We start from the raw sequence: 17,172 nt of genomic DNA on the forward strand, positions 1-17,172 counted from the left end.
AATGAAGATCAGAGAAAGCGCATGGGCTTACTCGATGATCCCCATGATGTCGCTTTCTTTCATCATCAGCAGTTCTTCGCCGTTGACCTGGACCTCGGTGCCCGACCATTTGCCGAACAGTATTTTGTCGCCAGCCTTCACAGCCATTGCGATCAACTCGCCGCTGTCCTTGCGCGCGCCTTCGCCGGTTGCGACGACTTCGCCTTCGCTGGGCTTTTCTTTTGCGCTGTCAGGAATGATCAGGCCGCCTGCGGTTTTTTCTTCGCTCTCTACACGGCGAACCAGCACACGGTCATGAAGCGGTTTCAATGCCATCTTTGCAGCTCCTTGGGCTCAAAGTTTATCTATCCTCCCCTCACCGAATGGCGAGGCGTTAGCACTCGACCCTTGCGAGTGATAACGACGCATAGCTAGGAGGTCAGAAACCCTGAGTCAACAATCTGAGAGCGATTTTTTTTGTCATTTAGTTCAGTCAGCCTGTTCCCAACTGTAAGCCCAGTGTTTCAGGCCCTGGGAGCCGGCATCCGACAGCATGTAGACGCCTTTTTCAACCTTGTCGAACCAGCCATAATGATTGTCCCTCATCAGACGTGTGGCCTCGGCCACACCGGTCGCCTTAGCTACTTCCGATCCCTTGGTGGCGCCGTACTCGGCCAAGTGTGCCGCACATTTCAGCGCGTCTTGCCGATAGGCCGTAACGATACCGTGCCGCGTGGCGCCGCCTGCGTTTGGATCCCCCTCCAGACGGTCGAATTCGCGAAGAAGCTGCGTGGCCTTGGCCTTGTTTTTTCGCGGCGCATAAGGACCCGGATCACACTGCACTTCAACCGCGCCGTCGGTACGAACAGTAATCAATCCCAGCCCCAGCCGGCGGCACAGCGCAAGATTGTCTTTCAAGGCGCGGCGAGCCGTTCGCCCCTTTGGTTTACTGACACCAATATAGACTTGATCGGTGATCTTCAGTCGCGCGATGGCCTGATGGAACAGAGCAAGGCTGAACCTCAACTTCAACTCAACAATCACTGGCTCCTGCCCGTCGCGGATCGCGACAATATCGGCTGCACCAACCTCACCCTTGACGGTGTAACCTTGACGTTCCAACAACGCTTTGATCGGGGGATAGAGATCCTGCTCGCGGTTCATGCAGGCATGCTATGCGGTTTCTCGTGGATTGCCAGACGCTATGTTCCGGGCACTCCGTCTTGCGCAGGCTTTGGTGCCGTGAATAAGTGATGAAACAATCGAAGAACTCAAGTCCGGGATGACCTTTATGCGCATTTTCAGCCTTATTCTATTTTTCCTTCTGCCCGCCTTTGCACATGCAGCCTGCGAGGGACGTGATCTTAGGCTGGACATGAGTCCCGAAGACAAAGCCACACTGGAACAACGAGTCAGCAGTACCCTTTTCCCGGAAGGCAATCATTGGATAGCCCAAAAAGACGGGACAGTTCTGCATCTGATCGGAACACTGCACACCAACGATGAACGGATGGGAGCGATCGTCGAACGGCTGAGACCGGTACTCAGTCAGGCGGATGCCATCTACTTCGAAGTAACCGACGCGGACATGAACGCATTCGAACAAGATCTGGCCAAGGATTTCAGCCCGGTTCTCATCACTTCCGGCCCAACACTGGTCGACCTGATGTCCGAAGAAGATTGGGCTGCCTTGTCCGTCACTCTGGCTGAGCGCGGCATTCCCAGCTGGATGGCCGCCAAGATGCGCCCCTGGTTCCTGAGCATGATGCTCGGCATTCCACCTTGCCTCATGGAAACACCCGAATTCGATCGCGGCATGGACAAACGCCTGAGCGAAATCGCCGAAGCGCTGGGTACGCCGCAGCATTCGCTCGAGCGGATTGCCGATCTGATTGCGATGTTCGACAGCCATCCGATAGAAGAGCAGGTCCAATCCCTGACGCGTCTGGCCGGGGCTCTGCATGCCGGGGACGATCAATTCATCACGATGGCCAACGCCTACATTGAAGAGCAGCATGCGCAGATTCTGCATCTCGCAAAAATGGAGGGTCTCGCGGCATCAGGACTGACGCCCGAGGAATTCGAAGAAGAGTGGGAAAGCTTCGAAGATCAGCTTTTGGTGCAGCGAAATACCAACTGGATGAAGACAATTCTGAATATTCAGGATCAAACCGCCGTCATTGCTGTTGGTGCAGGGCATTTGGGCGACGAGCACGGCCTTCTGAACATGCTACAAAAAGCCGGTTACTCCCTCAGCCGCGCCGCGTTTTGACCGGTACAAGCGTTTCTTAAGACCAACGGTCGCAGAGCGCCTGCAACCGGGTGACAAGACCGTCTGGCAGCCCTATAAGGCGCGCAATTTCCATTCCTCAGGACGTTGACATGACAACCCTAGTATTTGGCCACAAGTCCCCCGACACCGATTCCACCGGCTCTCCAATCCTTTGGTCTTGGTATCTGAACGAAGTCAAAGGCGTACAGGCCGAACCTGTGCTGCTGGGCGAGCCCAACACCGAAGCCGCTTTCATGCTGGAAAACTGGGATCTGCCCAAGCCGCGCATTATCGAAGTACTGGCAGCGGATACACCGGTGGTTATCGTAGATACGAACAATCCTGCCGAGTTGCCCGCCAATATCAACGATGCAGACATCCGCGCCATAATCGACCACCACAAGCTGGTCGGCGGCCTGGAAACCAAAGGCCCAATCGACATCACGGTACGCCCGCTGGCCTGCACCGCCACGATCATGGTCGACATGATGGGCGACGATGCCGCCAAAATGCCCGATGCGATCAAAGGTGCCGCCCTGACCTGCATCCTGTCGGACACGCTGGAATTCCGGTCCCCAACGACTACGGAGCATGACCGTATGGTTGCGGAAAAGCTGGCGGCCGAGCTGGAGTTGGATATCTCGGCCTATGCGGCAGACATGTTCGCGGCCAAATCTGATGTCTCGTCATTCTCGGACGCCGAACTGATCCGAATGGACAGCAAGGAGTACGAAGTCGACGGCACCAAGTTCCGCGTCTCAGTGCTGGAAACAACGGCACCCGGCGTTGTATTGGATCGCAAGGCCAGCCTGGCGAACTCGATGGCGGACGTTGCCAAGGAAGATGGCGTCGATCAGGTTCTTCTTTTCGTTGTCGATATTCTGAACGAAGAAGCCACCTTGCTGGTGCCCAATGATCTGGTGAAATCCGTTGCGGAAAAAAGCTTTGGCGCTTCGGTTGACGGTGACGCCGTTGTTCTGCCTGGTATCATGAGCCGGAAAAAGCAAATCATCCCGAACCTCAAGGTTTGACATCCCAGCGTTCAGGGCGCCCAACTTGGGCGCCCTTCTTTTTGCGAGGCTCTGCCTCGCGCTCCGGGATATTTGAGGCCAGATGAAGCACGGATCCCCTGCTTCATCTGGCTAAAAGTATCCCGGGGGAGACGCCCGTAGGGCGGCGGGGGCAGAGCCCCCCTCTGGTCAAACGGAACAACCTCTGCCATAGGCTTGAACTGCCAATGCCCGCCAAAAGAGGCCCCAATGACCCAGATCATTCATTCGCTTGCCGAAATTTCCGACCGTTACCGGGCGCTTTTCGTCGACCTCTGGGGATGCGTCCACAACGGCATCACCGCGTTTCCCGAGGCCGTGGCGGCATTGCAGGCCTATCGGCAGAACGGAGGCGCAGTGGTCTTGGTCACCAATTCCCCCAAGCCGCGCGCAGGGGTTGCCGAGCAACTGGTTCAGTTCAACGTACCATCCGACGCATACGACACCATCGCCTCCAGCGGCGACTCGGCCCGGTCAGCCCTGTTCCGCGGCGCAGTTGGTGAGAAGGTCTATTTCATGGGCGAATGGCAGCGCGATGCGGGATTCTTCGAACCGCTGAAACTGCTGGACCATCCGCTGAAAATCGAACGCGTGCCTCTGAGCGAAGCCGAGGGTATCGTGTGCTGCGGTCCGTTCGACCCTATGGCGGATCCGTCCGTGAACAGGCCCGATTTCCTATACGCAAAGCAAAAAGGCATGAAACTGCTTTGCGCCAATCCGGATATTGTGGTCGACCGCGGGGAAACACGTGAGTGGTGCGCCGGTGCTTTGGCGCGGCTCTATACCGAAATGGGCGGTGAGAGTCTTTATTTCGGAAAACCGCATCCGCCGATCTACGATCTGGCAAGGCGCCGGCTACTTGCGCTTGGCATCGACGTCCCGGATTCGGAGATTCTGGCCATCGGTGACGGACCGCAAACCGATATTGCCGGCGGCATGGGTGAAGGTATCGATACTCTGTTCATCACCGGTGGTTTGGCCGCAGCAGAGACCAAAACGTCGCACCATCCGGATGAACACGCCTTAAGAGACCACAACGAAAAAGAAAATATCAATCCGACCTACTCGATCGGCCGGTTGCGGTAGTCAAAAAAGACTTGATTTTCTGCAAGTGCAAAGTAATAAAGTTGCTCAAGGGCGGCTACTGATGGTCTTTTGTTGCCCTTTCGATCTCGAGTGAGGGCAACATGTTGGACAATCTTCCGCGCGGAACGATCTGTATCGAAGACATCGAAATGGGCATGACCCGGCACCTGCGCAAAGTGGTGACCGACGAAGATATCGAGATGTTTGCCCAAGTCTCGACGGATCGCAATCCGGTGCATCTGGACGATGACTATGCCCGCGACACAATCTTTGAAGGGCGCATAGCCCACGGGATGCTGACCGCCGGGTTGATTTCAGCGGTGATCGGAGAGCAACTGCCCGGGCATGGCACTGTTTATATGGGGCAGTCGCTGAAATTCCTGGCCCCGGTACGCCCTGGCGACATGGTTTACGCCGAGGTCAAAGTCATCGACATCGATTTTTCCAAGAGGCGCGTAAAGCTGGATTGCCACTGTTCGGTCGAAGGAAAGAAGGTGCTTGTGGGCGAGGCGATGGTCCTGGCACCGTCGCGGAAGTTCGACTAACCCAACATCACTTGTTGACACCAAGGGCGCCTATATTGGCGCCTTTGACTTTGAAAGCCGTAGCAAGGCGTCAATCACGTGCCCACTCTGACAGCAAACCTGAAGGACGTTTTGAAAGGCAATTGGCCACCATGCGCTCTCTTGCACAAAACGGCAGGATCCAATCGGCGTCGGCATCTGAATCAGGTGCTTGAACCCAGTCCCTAGTCCCGCTAGGCAAACCACATGCAAATCATCCGGGATTTCCAGTTTGTTGAGCCAGAAGACCGCGGCGCCAGCGTTGCGATCGGCAATTTCGATGGCGTTCATGTCGGCCATCAATCCGTGATCGACATCGCCCGCAATGCGGCGCCTGAGGCTCCGCTTGGTGTACTGACCTTCGAACCGCATCCACGTGAGTTTTTCGCACCGAACTCGCCGCCGTTTCGCCTGATGCGCGGCAACACGCGGGCACACCGCTTGCAGAAGCTGGGCGTTCGGAAACTGTATGAACTTCCCTTTAATTCCGCACTGGCGGGTTTGTCACCCGAGGAATTTGCTCAAAACGTAATCTGCGATGGTCTTGGCTTGTCTCATGTGGTGGTCGGCGCGGATTTCTGTTTTGGCAAGGGCCGTAGCGGAACGGCCCAGGACATGAAGCGGTTTGGTGAAGAAATGGGTTTTGGAGTCACGATTGCGCCGCTTATGGAGCGATCCGAAAACGTTGTATCCTCAACCGCGATCCGCAGTGCATTGTCCGAAGGTCGTCCTCGCGACGCGGCGGCGATGCTGGGCCACTGGCACCGTATAGAAGGCGAGGTTGTGGGTGGCGAACAGCGCGGGCGCGAGCTGGGCTTTCCAACTGCCAACATGTCGATTGAAGGACTGCATCCGCCTAGATTCGGAGTATATGCGGTGTTGGTGGACGTGCTGGATGGTCCGCATCAGGGCAGCTATCACGGCGCAGCTTCTATTGGGACGCGACCAATGTTCAACGGCGAAATTCCGAATATCGAGACCTTCCTTTTTGATTTCTCCGGCGATCTGTACGGCACGACCTTGTCGATCGGACTGGTGGACTACCTGCGCCCCGAGATGAAGTTTGACGGGCTTGACGGCCTGGTTGCCCAGATGGAAGCGGATTGTGACAAGGCCCGTGAATTGCTGGCAGCCTCATGACCACCGACCCGATTGACCGCACAGGACTGGCCCCCCGCTTTTGGGAGCGCAAACCGCTGCAAAAGATGAACCCCCGCGAATGGGAGGCGCTGTGTGACGGTTGCGGAAAGTGCTGCCTGAACAAGCTGGAAGACGAAGACACCGGCGAAGTCGCCCTGACCTGCGTGGCCTGCCGCCTGCTGGACGATGAAACCTGCCGCTGCACACAATACGACATCCGGCACCAGTTTGTTCCCGAGTGCATCGTCATGAGGCCTGACAATATCGACGATCACGCCTATTGGCTGCCAGGGACCTGCGCCTATCGTCTGCTATGGGAGGGCAAGCCCCTTTACGACTGGCACCCCTTGTTGTCTGGTACGCCGGAAACGGTTCACTCCGCCGGTGTATCGGTCAGAGACCGCACCGTTTCCGAGTTCGAAACCCCCATTGAAGAGTGGGAAGACTACATTATCGAGGAGCCGAGCTGATGCACTTTGCCTCTGACAATTCCGGACCCGTACACCCCGAGGTTTTGGCCGCCCTCGCCGAGGCGAACCAAGGGTACCAGATGGCTTATGGCGCGGACACGCTGATGAATGAGGTGCGTGACAGGATTCGGGGGATTTTTGAAGCCCCTGGTGCAGCCGTCTATCTGGTGGCCACCGGCACGGCGGCGAATTCACTGGCTCTGGCCACGCTGTCCCAACCCTGGGAGACCATTTTCTGCTCGCCTGTCGCCCATATCCATGAGGACGAATGCAACGCGCCGGAGTTCTATACGGGTGCAAAACTGACCCTTGTGCCGGGCGGCGACAAGATGACACCCGATGCCTTGCGTCAGTCGATTGAAGGCGAAGAAACCCGGGGCGTCCACGGCCCGCAGCGCGGTCCGGTCTCGATCACGCAAGTTACGGAACGGGGATCTGTGTACTCTCTGGAAGAGCTACAGGCGCTGTGCGGGGTTGCTAAAGACTATGACCTGCCAGTGCATATGGACGGGGCTCGCTTTACCAACGCTCTGGTTGCACTGAATTGTTCACCCGCCGAAATGACCTGGAAAGCCGGTGTTGACGCCGTCAGCTTTGGTGGCACAAAAAACGGTCTGATGGGTGTCGAAGCCGTTGTTTTCTTCGACGAAAGCAAAGCGTGGGAGTTCGAATTGCGCCGCAAGCGCGGAGCGCATCTGTTTTCCAAACACAGATATCTCTCTGCGCAAATGGCGGCATATCTGCGGGATGAACTGTGGTTGAAATCCGCCCGTAAGGCGAATGACAATTGTGCGCGTCTGGCAGACGGGTTGCGTGCCGCAGGTGCTTCGTTCCTTCACGAACCTCAGGCCAATATCATTTTCGCCAGTTTTCCTCGCAGCCAGCACAAACGCCTGCATGAAGCCGGGGCAGTTTATCACCTGTGGGGAGATTCTCTGGACGGCGAGGACGAGGATGAGATGCTCGCCTGCCGACTGGTGTGTGACTGGTCGGTCAGCGCCGACCAGATCGATCGCTTCCTGGCCCTTCTCTGACGGGATCGCGCGTTACGCCTTTTTCAATTCGGTCAAATGCCGGTCAAGATCGTCCAGACGGTCTTGACCCCAGAACCGCTGGTCATCCGGCGTGATGTAGAACGGCGCGCCAAATACGCCACGATCCACGGCTTCTTCGAGATTTGCAGCATAAGTCTCGGCACCGACCAGCAGGCCGCTGTCTGCCAGGTTGGGATCGAATCCAGCCCGTGACAGGCAATCCCGGATCACCTCGTCCTGGGCGATATCCTTTTCTTCGGCCCAGCACGCGCGCAGGATAGAATGGCACAGTTGACCTACATCACCCGACCCATCCTTTATGGCCGCAATCACGGCATAAGAAGACGGCGCCATGTTGGTCGGCCAATGCGCAGGCTGCAGGTTGAAATCCATGCCCAGATTTCTGGACTGGCGCAAAAGTTCCTGCGCGCGGTATTCAATGCGCGAAATATGGCGGTCTTTCGGTGGCACTCCCCCGGTGCGGCTAAACAGGGCGATGATATCCAGCGGCTTGTAGTTGATCCTCGCACCATGTTTTGCGGCAATCTCTTCCAATCGTGTTCCCGCAAGGTAGGAATAGGGCGAGAGTGTCGCAAAAAAGTAGTCAATCTGGGTCATGTTCACTTTCTCCGCTGCGTTACCTTTGCGGGACGGTAAGGCCATGCTAAGCGGTGTCAACATCACGAATCTGTCACATTGCCACTGCTGCCCGGGGACCTTCAGCCGATGCCGACACTTCACGAACCCAAGCTTATCGCTGGGAACGCTAACCTTCCGCTTGCCGAAACCATTGCGCGCCGCATGAGCCTGCACCGCGGCGTCGACCAGGGGTTGGTCGATGCACGCGTCGAACGCTTCAACGATGGCGAGATCTTTGTCGAGGTCTTCGAGAATGTGCGCGGCGAGGATATGTTCATCGTCCAGCCGACCTCGAACCCGGCCAACGACAACCTGATGGAACTGCTGATCATTGCTGACGCATTGCGGCGGTCGTCAGCGCAACGGATCACTGCCGTGATCCCTTATTTCGGATATGCCCGCCAGGACCGCCGTACCAAGGCGCGCACGCCAATCAGTGCCAAGCTGGTGGCGAACATGCTGACCGGCGCGGGGATCGAGCGGGTTCTGACCATGGATCTGCACGCCGCTCAAATTCAGGGCTTTTTCGATATTCCGGTGGACAACCTCTATGCCTCGCCAATCTTTGCCCTGGACGTGAAGAAGCAGTTCAGGAACCAGATGGACGACCTGATGGTCGTATCTCCGGACGTGGGCGGCGTGGCGCGCGCACGGGAATTGGCGAAGCGGATCAACGCCCCGCTGTCGATCGTCGACAAACGCCGCGAGAAAGCCGGTGAAGTGGCCGAGATGACAGTGATTGGCGATGTCAAAGACAAGATTTGCCTGATTGTTGACGACATGTGCGATACCGCCGGAACGCTGTGCAAGGCGGCGCAAGTGCTGATCGATAACGGTGCGAAAGAGGTCCACTCATACATCACCCACGGCGTCATGAGCGGCCCTGCGGTTGAGCGTGTGACAAACTCAGTAATGAAATCTCTGGTTTTGACGGATACGATCCAACCCAGACCCGAAGTTGCCAAGGCTTCGAACATCCGCATCGTACCGACGGCTCCGATCTTTACTCAGGCGATCCTGAACATCTGGAACGGAACCAGCGTGTCGTCCCTGTTCGAGGACAAGACGCTAACACCGATCTATGAATCGCTTTACCACATGGACTGAGGCCCGCAGGGAAGCATGAGCATGACCGCCAACAAACGCATCGTTCTGTCCAGCGACCACGCAGCGATCGAGCTGCGCAAGGCCGTTGCCAATCACATTGCCGACCAGGGCTGGGAAGTAGTCGATATCGGCCCCACCACGTCCGAAAGCACCCACTACCCCCTGCACGGCAAGGCCGCGGCCGAGGCGGTTACTTCGGGCGATTGTCAACTGGGGATCGTGTTGTGCGGCACTGGTCAGGGCATCATGATGGCGGCCAACAAGGTCCCCGGCATCCGCTGCGGCGTCTGCTCGGACGCATTCTCGGCCCGCATGATCCGCCAGCACAATAACGCAAACATGCTGTCTATTGGCGCACGCGTCGTGGGCGAAGGTCAGGCGCTGGATATCGTGGATGCGTTTCTGTCTGCCGAGTTCGAAGGCGGCCGCCACGCAACGCGCGTGGATATGATCGAGGCGTAGCGCCTTACGACAGTTGGCCCCGGTCAACTATCGGGGCTATGAAATCTGCCAATCGTCTTCATGTGCGACTTCCCCTATTGCGGTCCAGGTCACGCGGATTCGTGCAATGCGGGTGTCTGACCAGGTGCGAAACACCGCGTCAAAACCCTCGGGCGTGATGTTTTCGGCCTGAACCTCGGCGCGCAAGGCCGAAGTGGTGTCAACGTCCCACAAAGACACACCTAGCTGAATCAGCGGGGGCGACCGAAACGGCTCGCTGAATCGGATTGCAGAGCGGCGTTCCCGTGGGCCTGCACCGGTCCACATATCTCCACCATTACCGAATTCGGAAAACAGAACGGCTTCGCCTTGGTCGACGCCAATGGGATGAGTTCGAAATGTCTTCATTGCTGTGGTCTTTATCTATCAATTTCCGCAACTTACCGGTCACCGCAGACAAAATCACGACAAAAAAACGGCCCCGCAAAGCAGGGCCGTTCCGAATGATCTAATTGCAACAAGCCCTTACAGGCTCATATGCGTTCCAAGGGCTTCCATGTCAGCCAGCAGTTTGGCGGCATCGTCGACGATGGTCTGATCATCGCCTGCTTTTGCCGCCTCGTGCGAAGCCCGCGCCTCGGCGATCAGGTCGTCCAGATGCGACCGGGTCACTTCGGCAACCGGGATGGCCTTTTCGGCCAGAACCGACAGGCCATCGCCGTTGATCTGGGCAAATCCGCCGGTGACCAGGTATTCGCTGGACCCTTCGGGTGCCTCGACCTTCAGGATGCCCGGGCGCAGAGTGGTGATGGTGGGGGCATGATCGGGCATTGCCGTCATGTCCCCGTCCGCGCCGGGAATCTGGACCGCGGTAGCCGCGAGCGAAGCGAGGCTCCGCTCGGGGCTGACGAGGTCGAATTGCATCGTGTTTGCCATCAGGGATACTCCTTAGGCGGCTTCTGCGGCCATCTTCTCCGCTTTGGCGATCACTTCTTCGATGCCGCCAACCATCAGGAAGGCCGCTTCGGGCAGGTGATCGTATTCGCCGGCCACAACGGCCTTGAACGACGCGATGGTCACATCCAGAGGGACCTGAACGCCGGGCGAACCGGTGAAGACTTCGGCCACGTCGAACGGCTGCGACAGGAAGCGTTCGATCTTACGGGCGCGAGCCACGGTCAGCTTGTCCTCTTCCGACAGTTCGTCCATGCCGAGGATGGCGATGATGTCCTGAAGCGACTTGTAGCGCTGGAGTATCTGCTGAACGTCGGTCGCAACCTTGTAGTGCTCTTCACCAACGATGGCCGGGTCAAGCAGGCGCGAGGTCGAGTCGAGCGGGTCAACCGCGGGGTAGATACCTTTTTCCGAAATCGCACGGTTCAGAACGGTGGTCGCGTCCAGGTGTGCAAACGAGGTTGCCGGCGCGGGGTCGGTCAGGTCGTCCGCAGGAACATAAATGGCCTGCACCGAGGTGATCGAACCGGCCTTGGTCGAGGTGATACGCTCCTGCAGGGCACCCATGTCGGTGGCCAGTGTCGGCTGATAGCCCACCGCCGAAGGAATACGACCCAGCAGAGCCGAAACCTCAGAACCCGCCTGCGTGAAGCGGAAGATGTTGTCGACGAAGAACAGAACGTCGGTACCGGACTGGTCGCGGAACTGTTCGGCCAGCGTCAGACCGGTCAGAGCAACGCGGGCACGCGCACCCGGAGGTTCGTTCATCTGACCGTAAACCAGGGCCACCTGCGATTCCGACAGGTTGTCCGGCTTGATCACGTTCGATTCGATCATCTCGTGATAAAGATCGTTCCCTTCACGGGTCCGTTCGCCAACGCCCGCGAACACCGAGAAGCCCGAGTGCACTTTTGCGATGTTGTTGATCAGTTCCATGATCAGAACGGTCTTGCCAACGCCGGCGCCGCCGAACAGGCCGATTTTACCGCCTTTGGCGTAAGGGGCCAGCAGGTCAACAACCTTGATGCCGGTTACCAGAATTTCCGACTCGGTCGACTGTTCGTCGAACGCTGGTGCGGGCTGGTGGATGGCACGGGTTTCGGATGCCTCAACGTCACCTTTTTCGTCGATTGGCTCGCCGACAACGTTCAGGATGCGGCCCAGCGTGGCGTTCCCAACCGGAACCGAGATCGGGCCACCGGTATCGGTGACTTCTTCACCCCGGACCAGACCTTCAGTCGCATCCATCGCGATGGTGCGGACGGTGTTTTCACCCAGGTGCTGGGCAACTTCCAGCACCAGGCGCTTGCCGTTGTTGGTGGTTTCCAGCGCGTTCAGAATTTCAGGCAGCTGATCTTCGAAGTGCACGTCAACGACGGCCCCGATGATCTGTGTGACTTTGCCTTTTGCATTCGCCATGTTTCGTCTCCGGTTTTCTTACAGCGCTTCGGCGCCGGAAATAATTTCAATCAGCTCGTTGGTGATCACGGCCTGACGCGAACGGTTGAACTGGATCGTCAGCTTGTCGATCATCTCACCCGCGTTACGTGTCGCGTTGTCCATCGCGGACATCCGTGCACCCTGTTCAGACGCTCCGTTTTCGAGCAGAGCCGAGAAGATCGCGGTCGCAACCCCCTTGGGCAGCAGGTCGGCCAGAATGGCCTCTTCGCTGGGCTCGTAGTCGAAGACCGCACCACTGTCGTCACCCATCGCTTCATCTTCGAACGAGGCGGGGATGATCTGGTGTTCCGTCGGAATCTGGGTCACGACGTTCTGGAACTTCGCATAGAAGATCGTGGCAACGTCGAATTCACCCGCGTCGAAACGGGACAGGATGTCCTTCGCGATGTCCTGCGCGTTGGTGTAACCGACGCGCTTGACCTCGCTCAGGTCGATATGGCCAACGAACAGATCGCCGTAGTCACGCTTGAGTGCGTCACGGCCTTTCTTGCCGACGGTCAGGATCTTGACCGTCTTGCCTTTCGCCGTCAGCTCATAAGCCTTGGCACGGGCCAGTTTGGCGATGTTCGCGTTGAAGCCGCCACACAGGCCGCGTTCAGCTGTCAAGACAACCAGCAGATGCACATCATCACTGCCCGTACCACGGAGCAGCTTGGGGGCGCTGTCGCTGCCCCCGACCGAAGCTGCCAGACCCGCCATCACAGCATTGAACTGCTCGGCATAGGGGCGCGAGGCTTCGGCAGATTCCTGGGCGCGGCGCAGTTTTGCCGCCGCGACCATCTGCATGGCCTTGGTGATCTTGCGGGTCGATTTGACCGACTCGATCCTGTTTTTAAGGTCCTTCAGACTAGGCATCGGAACCTCCTATCAAGCGAAGGTCGCGGCGTATTCGTCGATCGCAGCCTTGATCTTGTCGGACGCTTCACCTTTGATCTTCGGATCTTCGTCTGTGATCCACTGAAGCAGGTCAGCATGCTTTCCGCGCAGGTGCGCCAGCAGGCCAGCCTCATAGCGGCCAACGTCAGACACGTCGATCTTGTCGAGGTAGCCGTTGGTGCCGGCAAAGATGACGCAGACGATTTCAGCGTTGGTCAGCGGCGAATACTGCGGCTGTTTCATCAGCTCAGTCAGGCGCGCACCACGGTTCAGCAGCTGCTGGGTTGCGGCGTCAAGGTCGGAACCAAACTGCGCAAAAGCAGCCATTTCGCGGTACTGAGCCAGCTCCAGTTTCACCGGACCGGCAACTGATTTCATCGCGTTGGTCTGAGCCGACGAGCCCACACGCGAAACCGACAGACCGGTGTTCACGGCAGGACGGATGCCCTGATAGAACAGTTCGGTTTCCAGGAAGATCTGGCCGTCAGTGATCGAGATCACGTTGGTCGGAATAAAGGCCGAAACGTCACCACCCTGAGTTTCGATAACCGGCAGAGCGGTCAGCGAACCGGCGCCGAAGTCTTCGTTCAGCTTCGCCGAACGCTCCAGCAGGCGGGAGTGAAGATAGAAAACGTCGCCCGGGTATGCTTCACGTCCGGGCGGACGGCGCAGCAGCAGGGACATCTGACGATAGGACACAGCCTGCTTCGACAAGTCATCATAGATGATCAGCGCGTGGCGACCGTTGTCGCGGAAGTACTCAGCCATCGCGGTCGCGGCGTAGGGTGCCAGGAACTGCATCGGCGCCGGGTCGGACGCGGTGGCAGCAACAACGATCGAGTAGTCGATCGCGCCGGACTCTTCCAGTTTCTTCACCAGCTGCGCAACGGTCGAACGCTTCTGACCAACCGCAACGTAAACGCAGTACAGTTTCTTCGACTCGTCGTCGCCAGCTGCGTCGTTGTACACTTTCTGGTTCAGGATGGTGTCCAGTGCCACAGCGGTTTTACCGGTCTGGCGGTCACCAATGATCAGTTCCCGCTGGCCACGGCCGATCGGGATCATCGCGTCAACCGACTTCAGGCCGGTTGCCATCGGCTCGTGCACCGATTTACGCGGGATGATGCCCGGCGCTTTGACGTCTGCAACGCCACGCTTGGTTGCGTTGATCGGGCCTTTGCCGTCAATCGGGTTACCCAGACCGTCAACAACGCGACCCAGCAGCTCGTCACCGATCGGAACGTCCACGATCGAGTTGGTACGCTTGACGGTGTCACCTTCTTTGATGTCACGGTCGGAACCGAAGATAACGACACCAACGTTGTCGCTTTCCAGGTTCAGCGCCATGCCCATGATGCCGCCGGGGAATTCGACCATCTCACCCGCCTGCACGTTGTCCAGGCCGTATACACGGGCAATCCCGTCACCGACGCTCAGCACGCGGCCGATCTCGGCCACTTCGGCTTCCTGACCAAAATTCTTGATCTGGTCCTTCAGGATTGCAGAAATCTCTGCAGCTTGGATTCCCATTTATCCGACCTCTTTCATTGCATTCTGTAGGGAGTTGAGCTTCGAACGGATCGAGCTGTCGATCATTTTCGAGCCCACTTTAACGACAAGACCGCCGATGAGGCTTTCATCAACGGTCGCATTGATTGTCACGGTCTTGCCCACACGCTCGGACAGCGTCTTGGACAGTTTATCCATTTGCGTCTTGGTCAGTGCCTTGGCCGAGGCGACATCGGCGGTCACTTCGCCACGCTCATCCGCCAGCATGTTGCGCAGAACCTGCACCAGCTGCGGGATAACAAACAGGCGGCGTTTCTCTGCCATCAGACCCAACGTATTGCGCAGGATCGTATGCAGACCCATCTTGTCAGCAATAGCGGTAATCGCGGCTTCTTGTTCTGCGCGGGAAATCAGCGGCGAGGCGATCAGGTCGCGCAAATCGGCGCTTTCGCCCAAGGCTGCTGCCAGATCATTGATGCCGGTTTCCAGACCTGCGAGGTCATTATTCTCTTTGGCGATCTCAAAAATCGCGGTGGCATAGCGTTCGGCGATGCCTGTGGAAATCGAAGCTGGTTCGGACACGTCCACCCTTCCGATATTTTGGGCCCCGAATTCGCGTGCGGCAGCTACCCCGGGGGCGTGAAGAAACCCCGTCCATAAAGGGCGGGGATCAAAATCACCGGGGATGTAGCAGAGCCGAACCCAGCTAGCAACATATTATCACGGGAACGACTTTATCCACAAAATGTTATATTTCATACACTTACACAAGGTGCGACCCTTTTATCCGGCCTCGGGGCAGGAAAAATGTTACGAAAGTGTAGGTTTTTGCGATTCCTGTGACCTTTTTCCCTCAATTTTGCGGTTTGACGGGTCGAAATACGACCCGTAACGCTAGGCCGGTTTCAACAGGCCATCCAGCGCTTTGATCGGGCGGCGTTCAGCGTCTTTGGTGACGCTTCCACTGGGCGGCCGGATGTGCTTGGTGGCTTCGACCATCAGCACTCCACCTGCCATAACGGTCGGCAGGCGCTGTCCGGTTTTCTCGATCAGATTACCCGATTTCAACCAGAACCGACGAAACGACGGCGGCAAATACAGGGCCGAGCAGTGGTTCTCGGGGATGAAGTGATGCGCCTTGAGCTGACTTTCCAGTTGCGATGCCGAGTACGGTCGGCCAAATCCAAATGGAGTTCGATCAGATCGCGACCAAAGACCCGCTCGGTTCGGAACAACGAAAAGCGCGCGCCCACCGGGGCCAAGCACACGCCAGCATTCATCCAGAAGTTCGCTTGGACGTCCCGACGTTTCGAGGCCATGCATCACGACCAGTTTGTCCACGTGACCCGTTTCAATCGGCCAGCGCGTCTCTTCCGTCAATACCGAGACATTAGGCATCCCTGCCGGCCAGGGCATGACACCTTGCGGCCCCGGCATCAGGCCGATTACACGCCTTGCATCGGCCAGGTAGGGCCGCAGCAATGGAACCGCAAACCCGAAGCCAACCACCGTTTGCCCCTTGGCCTCGGGCCACAGGTCGACCAGCCGCCCGCGGATCGCAGCCTGCGCCGCACGCCCCAACGTGCTGCGGTAGTAGAAATTCCTCAGATCCTGCACATCAAGATGCATTGCGGACACCTGACCAATCGGCTTAGCTGGGCGCAGTCTAGCAACGAAAGGGCAAAAGGCCATGCCTCTTGAGATCGTCACCATCCCCTGCCTTAGCGATAACTATGCTTTTCTGGCGCACGATGCCAACAGCGGTGAAACCGCGCTGATTGACGCGCCGGAGGCCGCACCGATCCTGGCCGAGTTGGACGCACGCGGCTGGACCCTAAGCCACGTTCTTTTAACCCATCACCACTGGGACCACGTCGACGGCCTGGCCGGGATTCTCGAAAAACACCCTGCCAAAGTCATCGGCGCTGCCGCTGACGCCTACCGCCTGCCTCCGCTGGATCAACAGGTAAGCGATGGCGACAGCTTCGAAGTAGGAGGAGAGCCGGTTCAGGTCATGGATGTCTCAGGCCACACCGTCGGCCACATTGCCTTTTACATGCCGAAAAGCGGGGCGGTGTTCACCGCGGACAGCCTGATGGCATTGGGATGTGGCCGCCTTTTCGAAGGCACGGCGCCACAGATGTGGGCATCTCTTGGCAAACTGGCCGCCCTGCCCGACGAAACAATCGTGTGCTCGGGCCACGAATATACACAATCCAACGCCAAATTCGCCATTACCGTGGACCCCGACAATGCCGCACTGCAACAGCGCATGGCCGACATAGACCGCGCCAGAGCCGCCGGCGAACCTACAGTGCCGTCGACACTGGCACTGGAAAAGGCCACAAACCCTTTTTTGCGGGCAGCTGACCCCGCGATTCAGGCAAATTTGGGCATGGAGAATGCTGACCCTGCGTCAGTTTTTGCAGAGGTGCGGGCTAGAAAAGACCGCTTCTAATGCCTATTTCGCGCTCTTCATGGCCACGGTCACGGGAAATGTGACTGTCAAGAGCAAGAAAACCCTTGAAGCCGGGCCACGATCAACCAAACTCTAATAGTATGAGGACATGGTTGGGATGGGGTTCCGGCCGC

The 17,172-nt window shown here is 57.8% G+C and carries 20 protein-coding genes; 10 read left to right on the plus strand and 10 right to left on the minus strand.

All coding sequences use genetic code 11. From position 1 onward, the window contains the following. Positions 1–27: 27 nt before the first annotated feature. Both groES and AC2TDJ_RS17170 read right to left on the minus strand, forming a co-directional pair. Positions 28–315, minus strand: a complete 288-nt coding sequence (groES, locus tag AC2TDJ_RS17165; protein WP_010441779.1) for a co-chaperone GroES — start codon at positions 313–315, stop codon at positions 28–30. A gap of 153 nt (positions 316–468) precedes the next feature. Further along, positions 469–1,143: a DUF2161 domain-containing phosphodiesterase gene (locus AC2TDJ_RS17170; RefSeq protein WP_480843894.1), complete on the minus strand. Its 675-nt coding sequence runs from the start codon at positions 1,141–1,143 to the stop codon at positions 469–471. Between the two features lie 127 nt (positions 1,144–1,270). On the opposite strand from AC2TDJ_RS17170, the gene AC2TDJ_RS17175 reads away from it, so the two are divergent. The 7 genes from AC2TDJ_RS17175 to AC2TDJ_RS17205 all read left to right on the plus strand — a co-directional run bounded on the left by AC2TDJ_RS17175 (position 1,271) and on the right by AC2TDJ_RS17205 (position 7,593). Then, entirely contained in the window at positions 1,271–2,251 is a 981-nt protein-coding gene (locus AC2TDJ_RS17175) for a TraB/GumN family protein (RefSeq protein ID WP_480843895.1), read from the plus strand. Positions 2,252–2,361: 110 nt separating this feature from the next. Beyond that, entirely contained in the window at positions 2,362–3,282 is a 921-nt protein-coding gene (locus tag AC2TDJ_RS17180; RefSeq protein ID WP_480843896.1) for a manganese-dependent inorganic pyrophosphatase, read from the plus strand. 228 nt (positions 3,283–3,510) lie between these two features. After that, complete coding sequence (locus tag AC2TDJ_RS17185) at positions 3,511–4,386, plus strand: HAD family hydrolase (RefSeq protein WP_480843897.1); 876 nt, start codon at positions 3,511–3,513, stop codon at positions 4,384–4,386. Between the two features lie 101 nt (positions 4,387–4,487). Continuing rightward, positions 4,488–4,931 (plus strand): MaoC family dehydratase, encoded by a 444-nt coding sequence (locus AC2TDJ_RS17190; protein WP_170763754.1) that lies wholly within the window; start codon positions 4,488–4,490, stop codon positions 4,929–4,931. Positions 4,932–5,156: 225 nt separating this feature from the next. Then, positions 5,157–6,089 (plus strand): bifunctional riboflavin kinase/FAD synthetase, encoded by a 933-nt coding sequence (locus AC2TDJ_RS17195; protein WP_480843898.1) that lies wholly within the window; start codon positions 5,157–5,159, stop codon positions 6,087–6,089. Next, positions 6,086–6,559: a YcgN family cysteine cluster protein gene (locus AC2TDJ_RS17200; RefSeq protein ID WP_480843899.1), complete on the plus strand. Its 474-nt coding sequence runs from the start codon at positions 6,086–6,088 to the stop codon at positions 6,557–6,559. The genes AC2TDJ_RS17195 and AC2TDJ_RS17200 overlap by 4 nt, the downstream gene beginning before the upstream one ends. After that, on the plus strand, positions 6,559–7,593 hold the full coding sequence (locus AC2TDJ_RS17205) for a threonine aldolase family protein (RefSeq protein ID WP_480843900.1): 1,035 nt from the start codon (positions 6,559–6,561) through the stop codon (positions 7,591–7,593). Before AC2TDJ_RS17200 ends, AC2TDJ_RS17205 begins: the two co-directional genes overlap by 1 nt. 12 nt (positions 7,594–7,605) lie before the next feature. Here the strand turns inward: AC2TDJ_RS17205 and AC2TDJ_RS17210 are convergent, their stop codons facing one another. After that, positions 7,606–8,211: a DsbA family protein gene (locus AC2TDJ_RS17210; RefSeq protein ID WP_480843901.1), complete on the minus strand. Its 606-nt coding sequence runs from the start codon at positions 8,209–8,211 to the stop codon at positions 7,606–7,608. Positions 8,212–8,319: 108 nt separating this feature from the next. Between AC2TDJ_RS17210 and AC2TDJ_RS17215 the strand changes: the two genes are divergently transcribed. Together AC2TDJ_RS17215 and rpiB are read left to right on the plus strand one after the other, a co-directional pair. After that, positions 8,320–9,339, plus strand: coding sequence for a ribose-phosphate pyrophosphokinase (locus tag AC2TDJ_RS17215; protein ID WP_480843902.1), 1,020 nt, complete (start codon positions 8,320–8,322; stop codon positions 9,337–9,339). 21 nt (positions 9,340–9,360) lie between these two features. After that, complete coding sequence (rpiB, locus tag AC2TDJ_RS17220; RefSeq protein ID WP_480843903.1) at positions 9,361–9,801, plus strand: ribose 5-phosphate isomerase B; 441 nt, start codon at positions 9,361–9,363, stop codon at positions 9,799–9,801. Between the two features lie 36 nt (positions 9,802–9,837). Here the strand turns inward: rpiB and AC2TDJ_RS17225 are convergent, their stop codons facing one another. The 7 genes from AC2TDJ_RS17225 to AC2TDJ_RS17255 form a co-directional block, all read right to left on the minus strand. Beyond that, complete coding sequence (locus tag AC2TDJ_RS17225) at positions 9,838–10,188, minus strand: H-type lectin domain-containing protein (protein WP_480843904.1); 351 nt, start codon at positions 10,186–10,188, stop codon at positions 9,838–9,840. A gap of 117 nt (positions 10,189–10,305) precedes the next feature. Next, complete coding sequence (locus AC2TDJ_RS17230; RefSeq protein WP_170670045.1) at positions 10,306–10,716, minus strand: F0F1 ATP synthase subunit epsilon; 411 nt, start codon at positions 10,714–10,716, stop codon at positions 10,306–10,308. A 12-nt stretch (positions 10,717–10,728) separates the two neighbouring features. Beyond that, a complete protein-coding gene (atpD, locus tag AC2TDJ_RS17235; protein ID WP_480843905.1) occupies positions 10,729–12,153 on the minus strand; it encodes a F0F1 ATP synthase subunit beta in 1,425 nt (474 codons plus the stop codon). Between the two features lie 18 nt (positions 12,154–12,171). Next, positions 12,172–13,050 carry a F0F1 ATP synthase subunit gamma gene (locus AC2TDJ_RS17240; RefSeq protein ID WP_480843906.1) on the minus strand — a complete coding sequence of 293 codons (879 nt, stop codon included), beginning with the start codon at positions 13,048–13,050 and terminating at the stop codon, positions 12,172–12,174. Positions 13,051–13,062: 12 nt separating this feature from the next. Continuing rightward, a complete protein-coding gene (gene atpA / locus AC2TDJ_RS17245) occupies positions 13,063–14,601 on the minus strand; it encodes a F0F1 ATP synthase subunit alpha (protein ID WP_480843907.1) in 1,539 nt (512 codons plus the stop codon). After that, complete coding sequence (locus AC2TDJ_RS17250) at positions 14,602–15,162, minus strand: F0F1 ATP synthase subunit delta (RefSeq protein WP_480843908.1); 561 nt, start codon at positions 15,160–15,162, stop codon at positions 14,602–14,604. It lies immediately after the preceding gene. Positions 15,163–15,474: 312 nt separating this feature from the next. Continuing rightward, the gene (locus AC2TDJ_RS17255; RefSeq protein WP_480843909.1) at positions 15,475–16,209 is read right to left on the minus strand and encodes a class I SAM-dependent methyltransferase; all 735 of its coding nucleotides are present in this window, start codon (positions 16,207–16,209) and stop codon (positions 15,475–15,477) included. 61 nt (positions 16,210–16,270) lie between these two features. On the opposite strand from AC2TDJ_RS17255, the gene gloB reads away from it, so the two are divergent. Further along, positions 16,271–17,038 carry a hydroxyacylglutathione hydrolase gene (gene gloB / locus AC2TDJ_RS17260; protein WP_480843910.1) on the plus strand — a complete coding sequence of 256 codons (768 nt, stop codon included), beginning with the start codon at positions 16,271–16,273 and terminating at the stop codon, positions 17,036–17,038. Positions 17,039–17,172: the final 134 nt, after the last annotated feature.

The sequence above is a fragment of the Ruegeria sp. HKCCD6647-2 genome (assembly GCF_057221075.1).

Coding starts and splice junctions, on each gene's coding strand:
- groES (WP_010441779.1), bottom strand. CDS start 315: ATGGCATTGAAACCGCTTCATGACCGTGTGCTGGTTCGCCGTGTAGAG.
- AC2TDJ_RS17170 (WP_480843894.1), bottom strand. CDS start 1,143: ATGAACCGCGAGCAGGATCTCTATCCCCCGATCAAAGCGTTGTTGGAA.
- AC2TDJ_RS17175 (WP_480843895.1), top strand. CDS start 1,271: ATGCGCATTTTCAGCCTTATTCTATTTTTCCTTCTGCCCGCCTTTGCA.
- AC2TDJ_RS17180 (WP_480843896.1), top strand. CDS start 2,362: ATGACAACCCTAGTATTTGGCCACAAGTCCCCCGACACCGATTCCACC.
- AC2TDJ_RS17185 (WP_480843897.1), top strand. CDS start 3,511: ATGACCCAGATCATTCATTCGCTTGCCGAAATTTCCGACCGTTACCGG.
- AC2TDJ_RS17190 (WP_170763754.1), top strand. CDS start 4,488: ATGTTGGACAATCTTCCGCGCGGAACGATCTGTATCGAAGACATCGAA.
- AC2TDJ_RS17195 (WP_480843898.1), top strand. CDS start 5,157: ATGCAAATCATCCGGGATTTCCAGTTTGTTGAGCCAGAAGACCGCGGC.
- AC2TDJ_RS17200 (WP_480843899.1), top strand. CDS start 6,086: ATGACCACCGACCCGATTGACCGCACAGGACTGGCCCCCCGCTTTTGG.
- AC2TDJ_RS17205 (WP_480843900.1), top strand. CDS start 6,559: ATGCACTTTGCCTCTGACAATTCCGGACCCGTACACCCCGAGGTTTTG.
- AC2TDJ_RS17210 (WP_480843901.1), bottom strand. CDS start 8,211: ATGACCCAGATTGACTACTTTTTTGCGACACTCTCGCCCTATTCCTAC.
- AC2TDJ_RS17215 (WP_480843902.1), top strand. CDS start 8,320: ATGCCGACACTTCACGAACCCAAGCTTATCGCTGGGAACGCTAACCTT.
- rpiB (WP_480843903.1), top strand. CDS start 9,361: ATGACCGCCAACAAACGCATCGTTCTGTCCAGCGACCACGCAGCGATC.
- AC2TDJ_RS17225 (WP_480843904.1), bottom strand. CDS start 10,188: ATGAAGACATTTCGAACTCATCCCATTGGCGTCGACCAAGGCGAAGCC.
- AC2TDJ_RS17230 (WP_170670045.1), bottom strand. CDS start 10,716: ATGGCAAACACGATGCAATTCGACCTCGTCAGCCCCGAGCGGAGCCTC.
- atpD (WP_480843905.1), bottom strand. CDS start 12,153: ATGGCGAATGCAAAAGGCAAAGTCACACAGATCATCGGGGCCGTCGTT.
- AC2TDJ_RS17240 (WP_480843906.1), bottom strand. CDS start 13,050: ATGCCTAGTCTGAAGGACCTTAAAAACAGGATCGAGTCGGTCAAATCG.
- atpA (WP_480843907.1), bottom strand. CDS start 14,601: ATGGGAATCCAAGCTGCAGAGATTTCTGCAATCCTGAAGGACCAGATC.
- AC2TDJ_RS17255 (WP_480843909.1), bottom strand. CDS start 16,209: ATGCATCTTGATGTGCAGGATCTGAGGAATTTCTACTACCGCAGCACG.
- gloB (WP_480843910.1), top strand. CDS start 16,271: ATGCCTCTTGAGATCGTCACCATCCCCTGCCTTAGCGATAACTATGCT.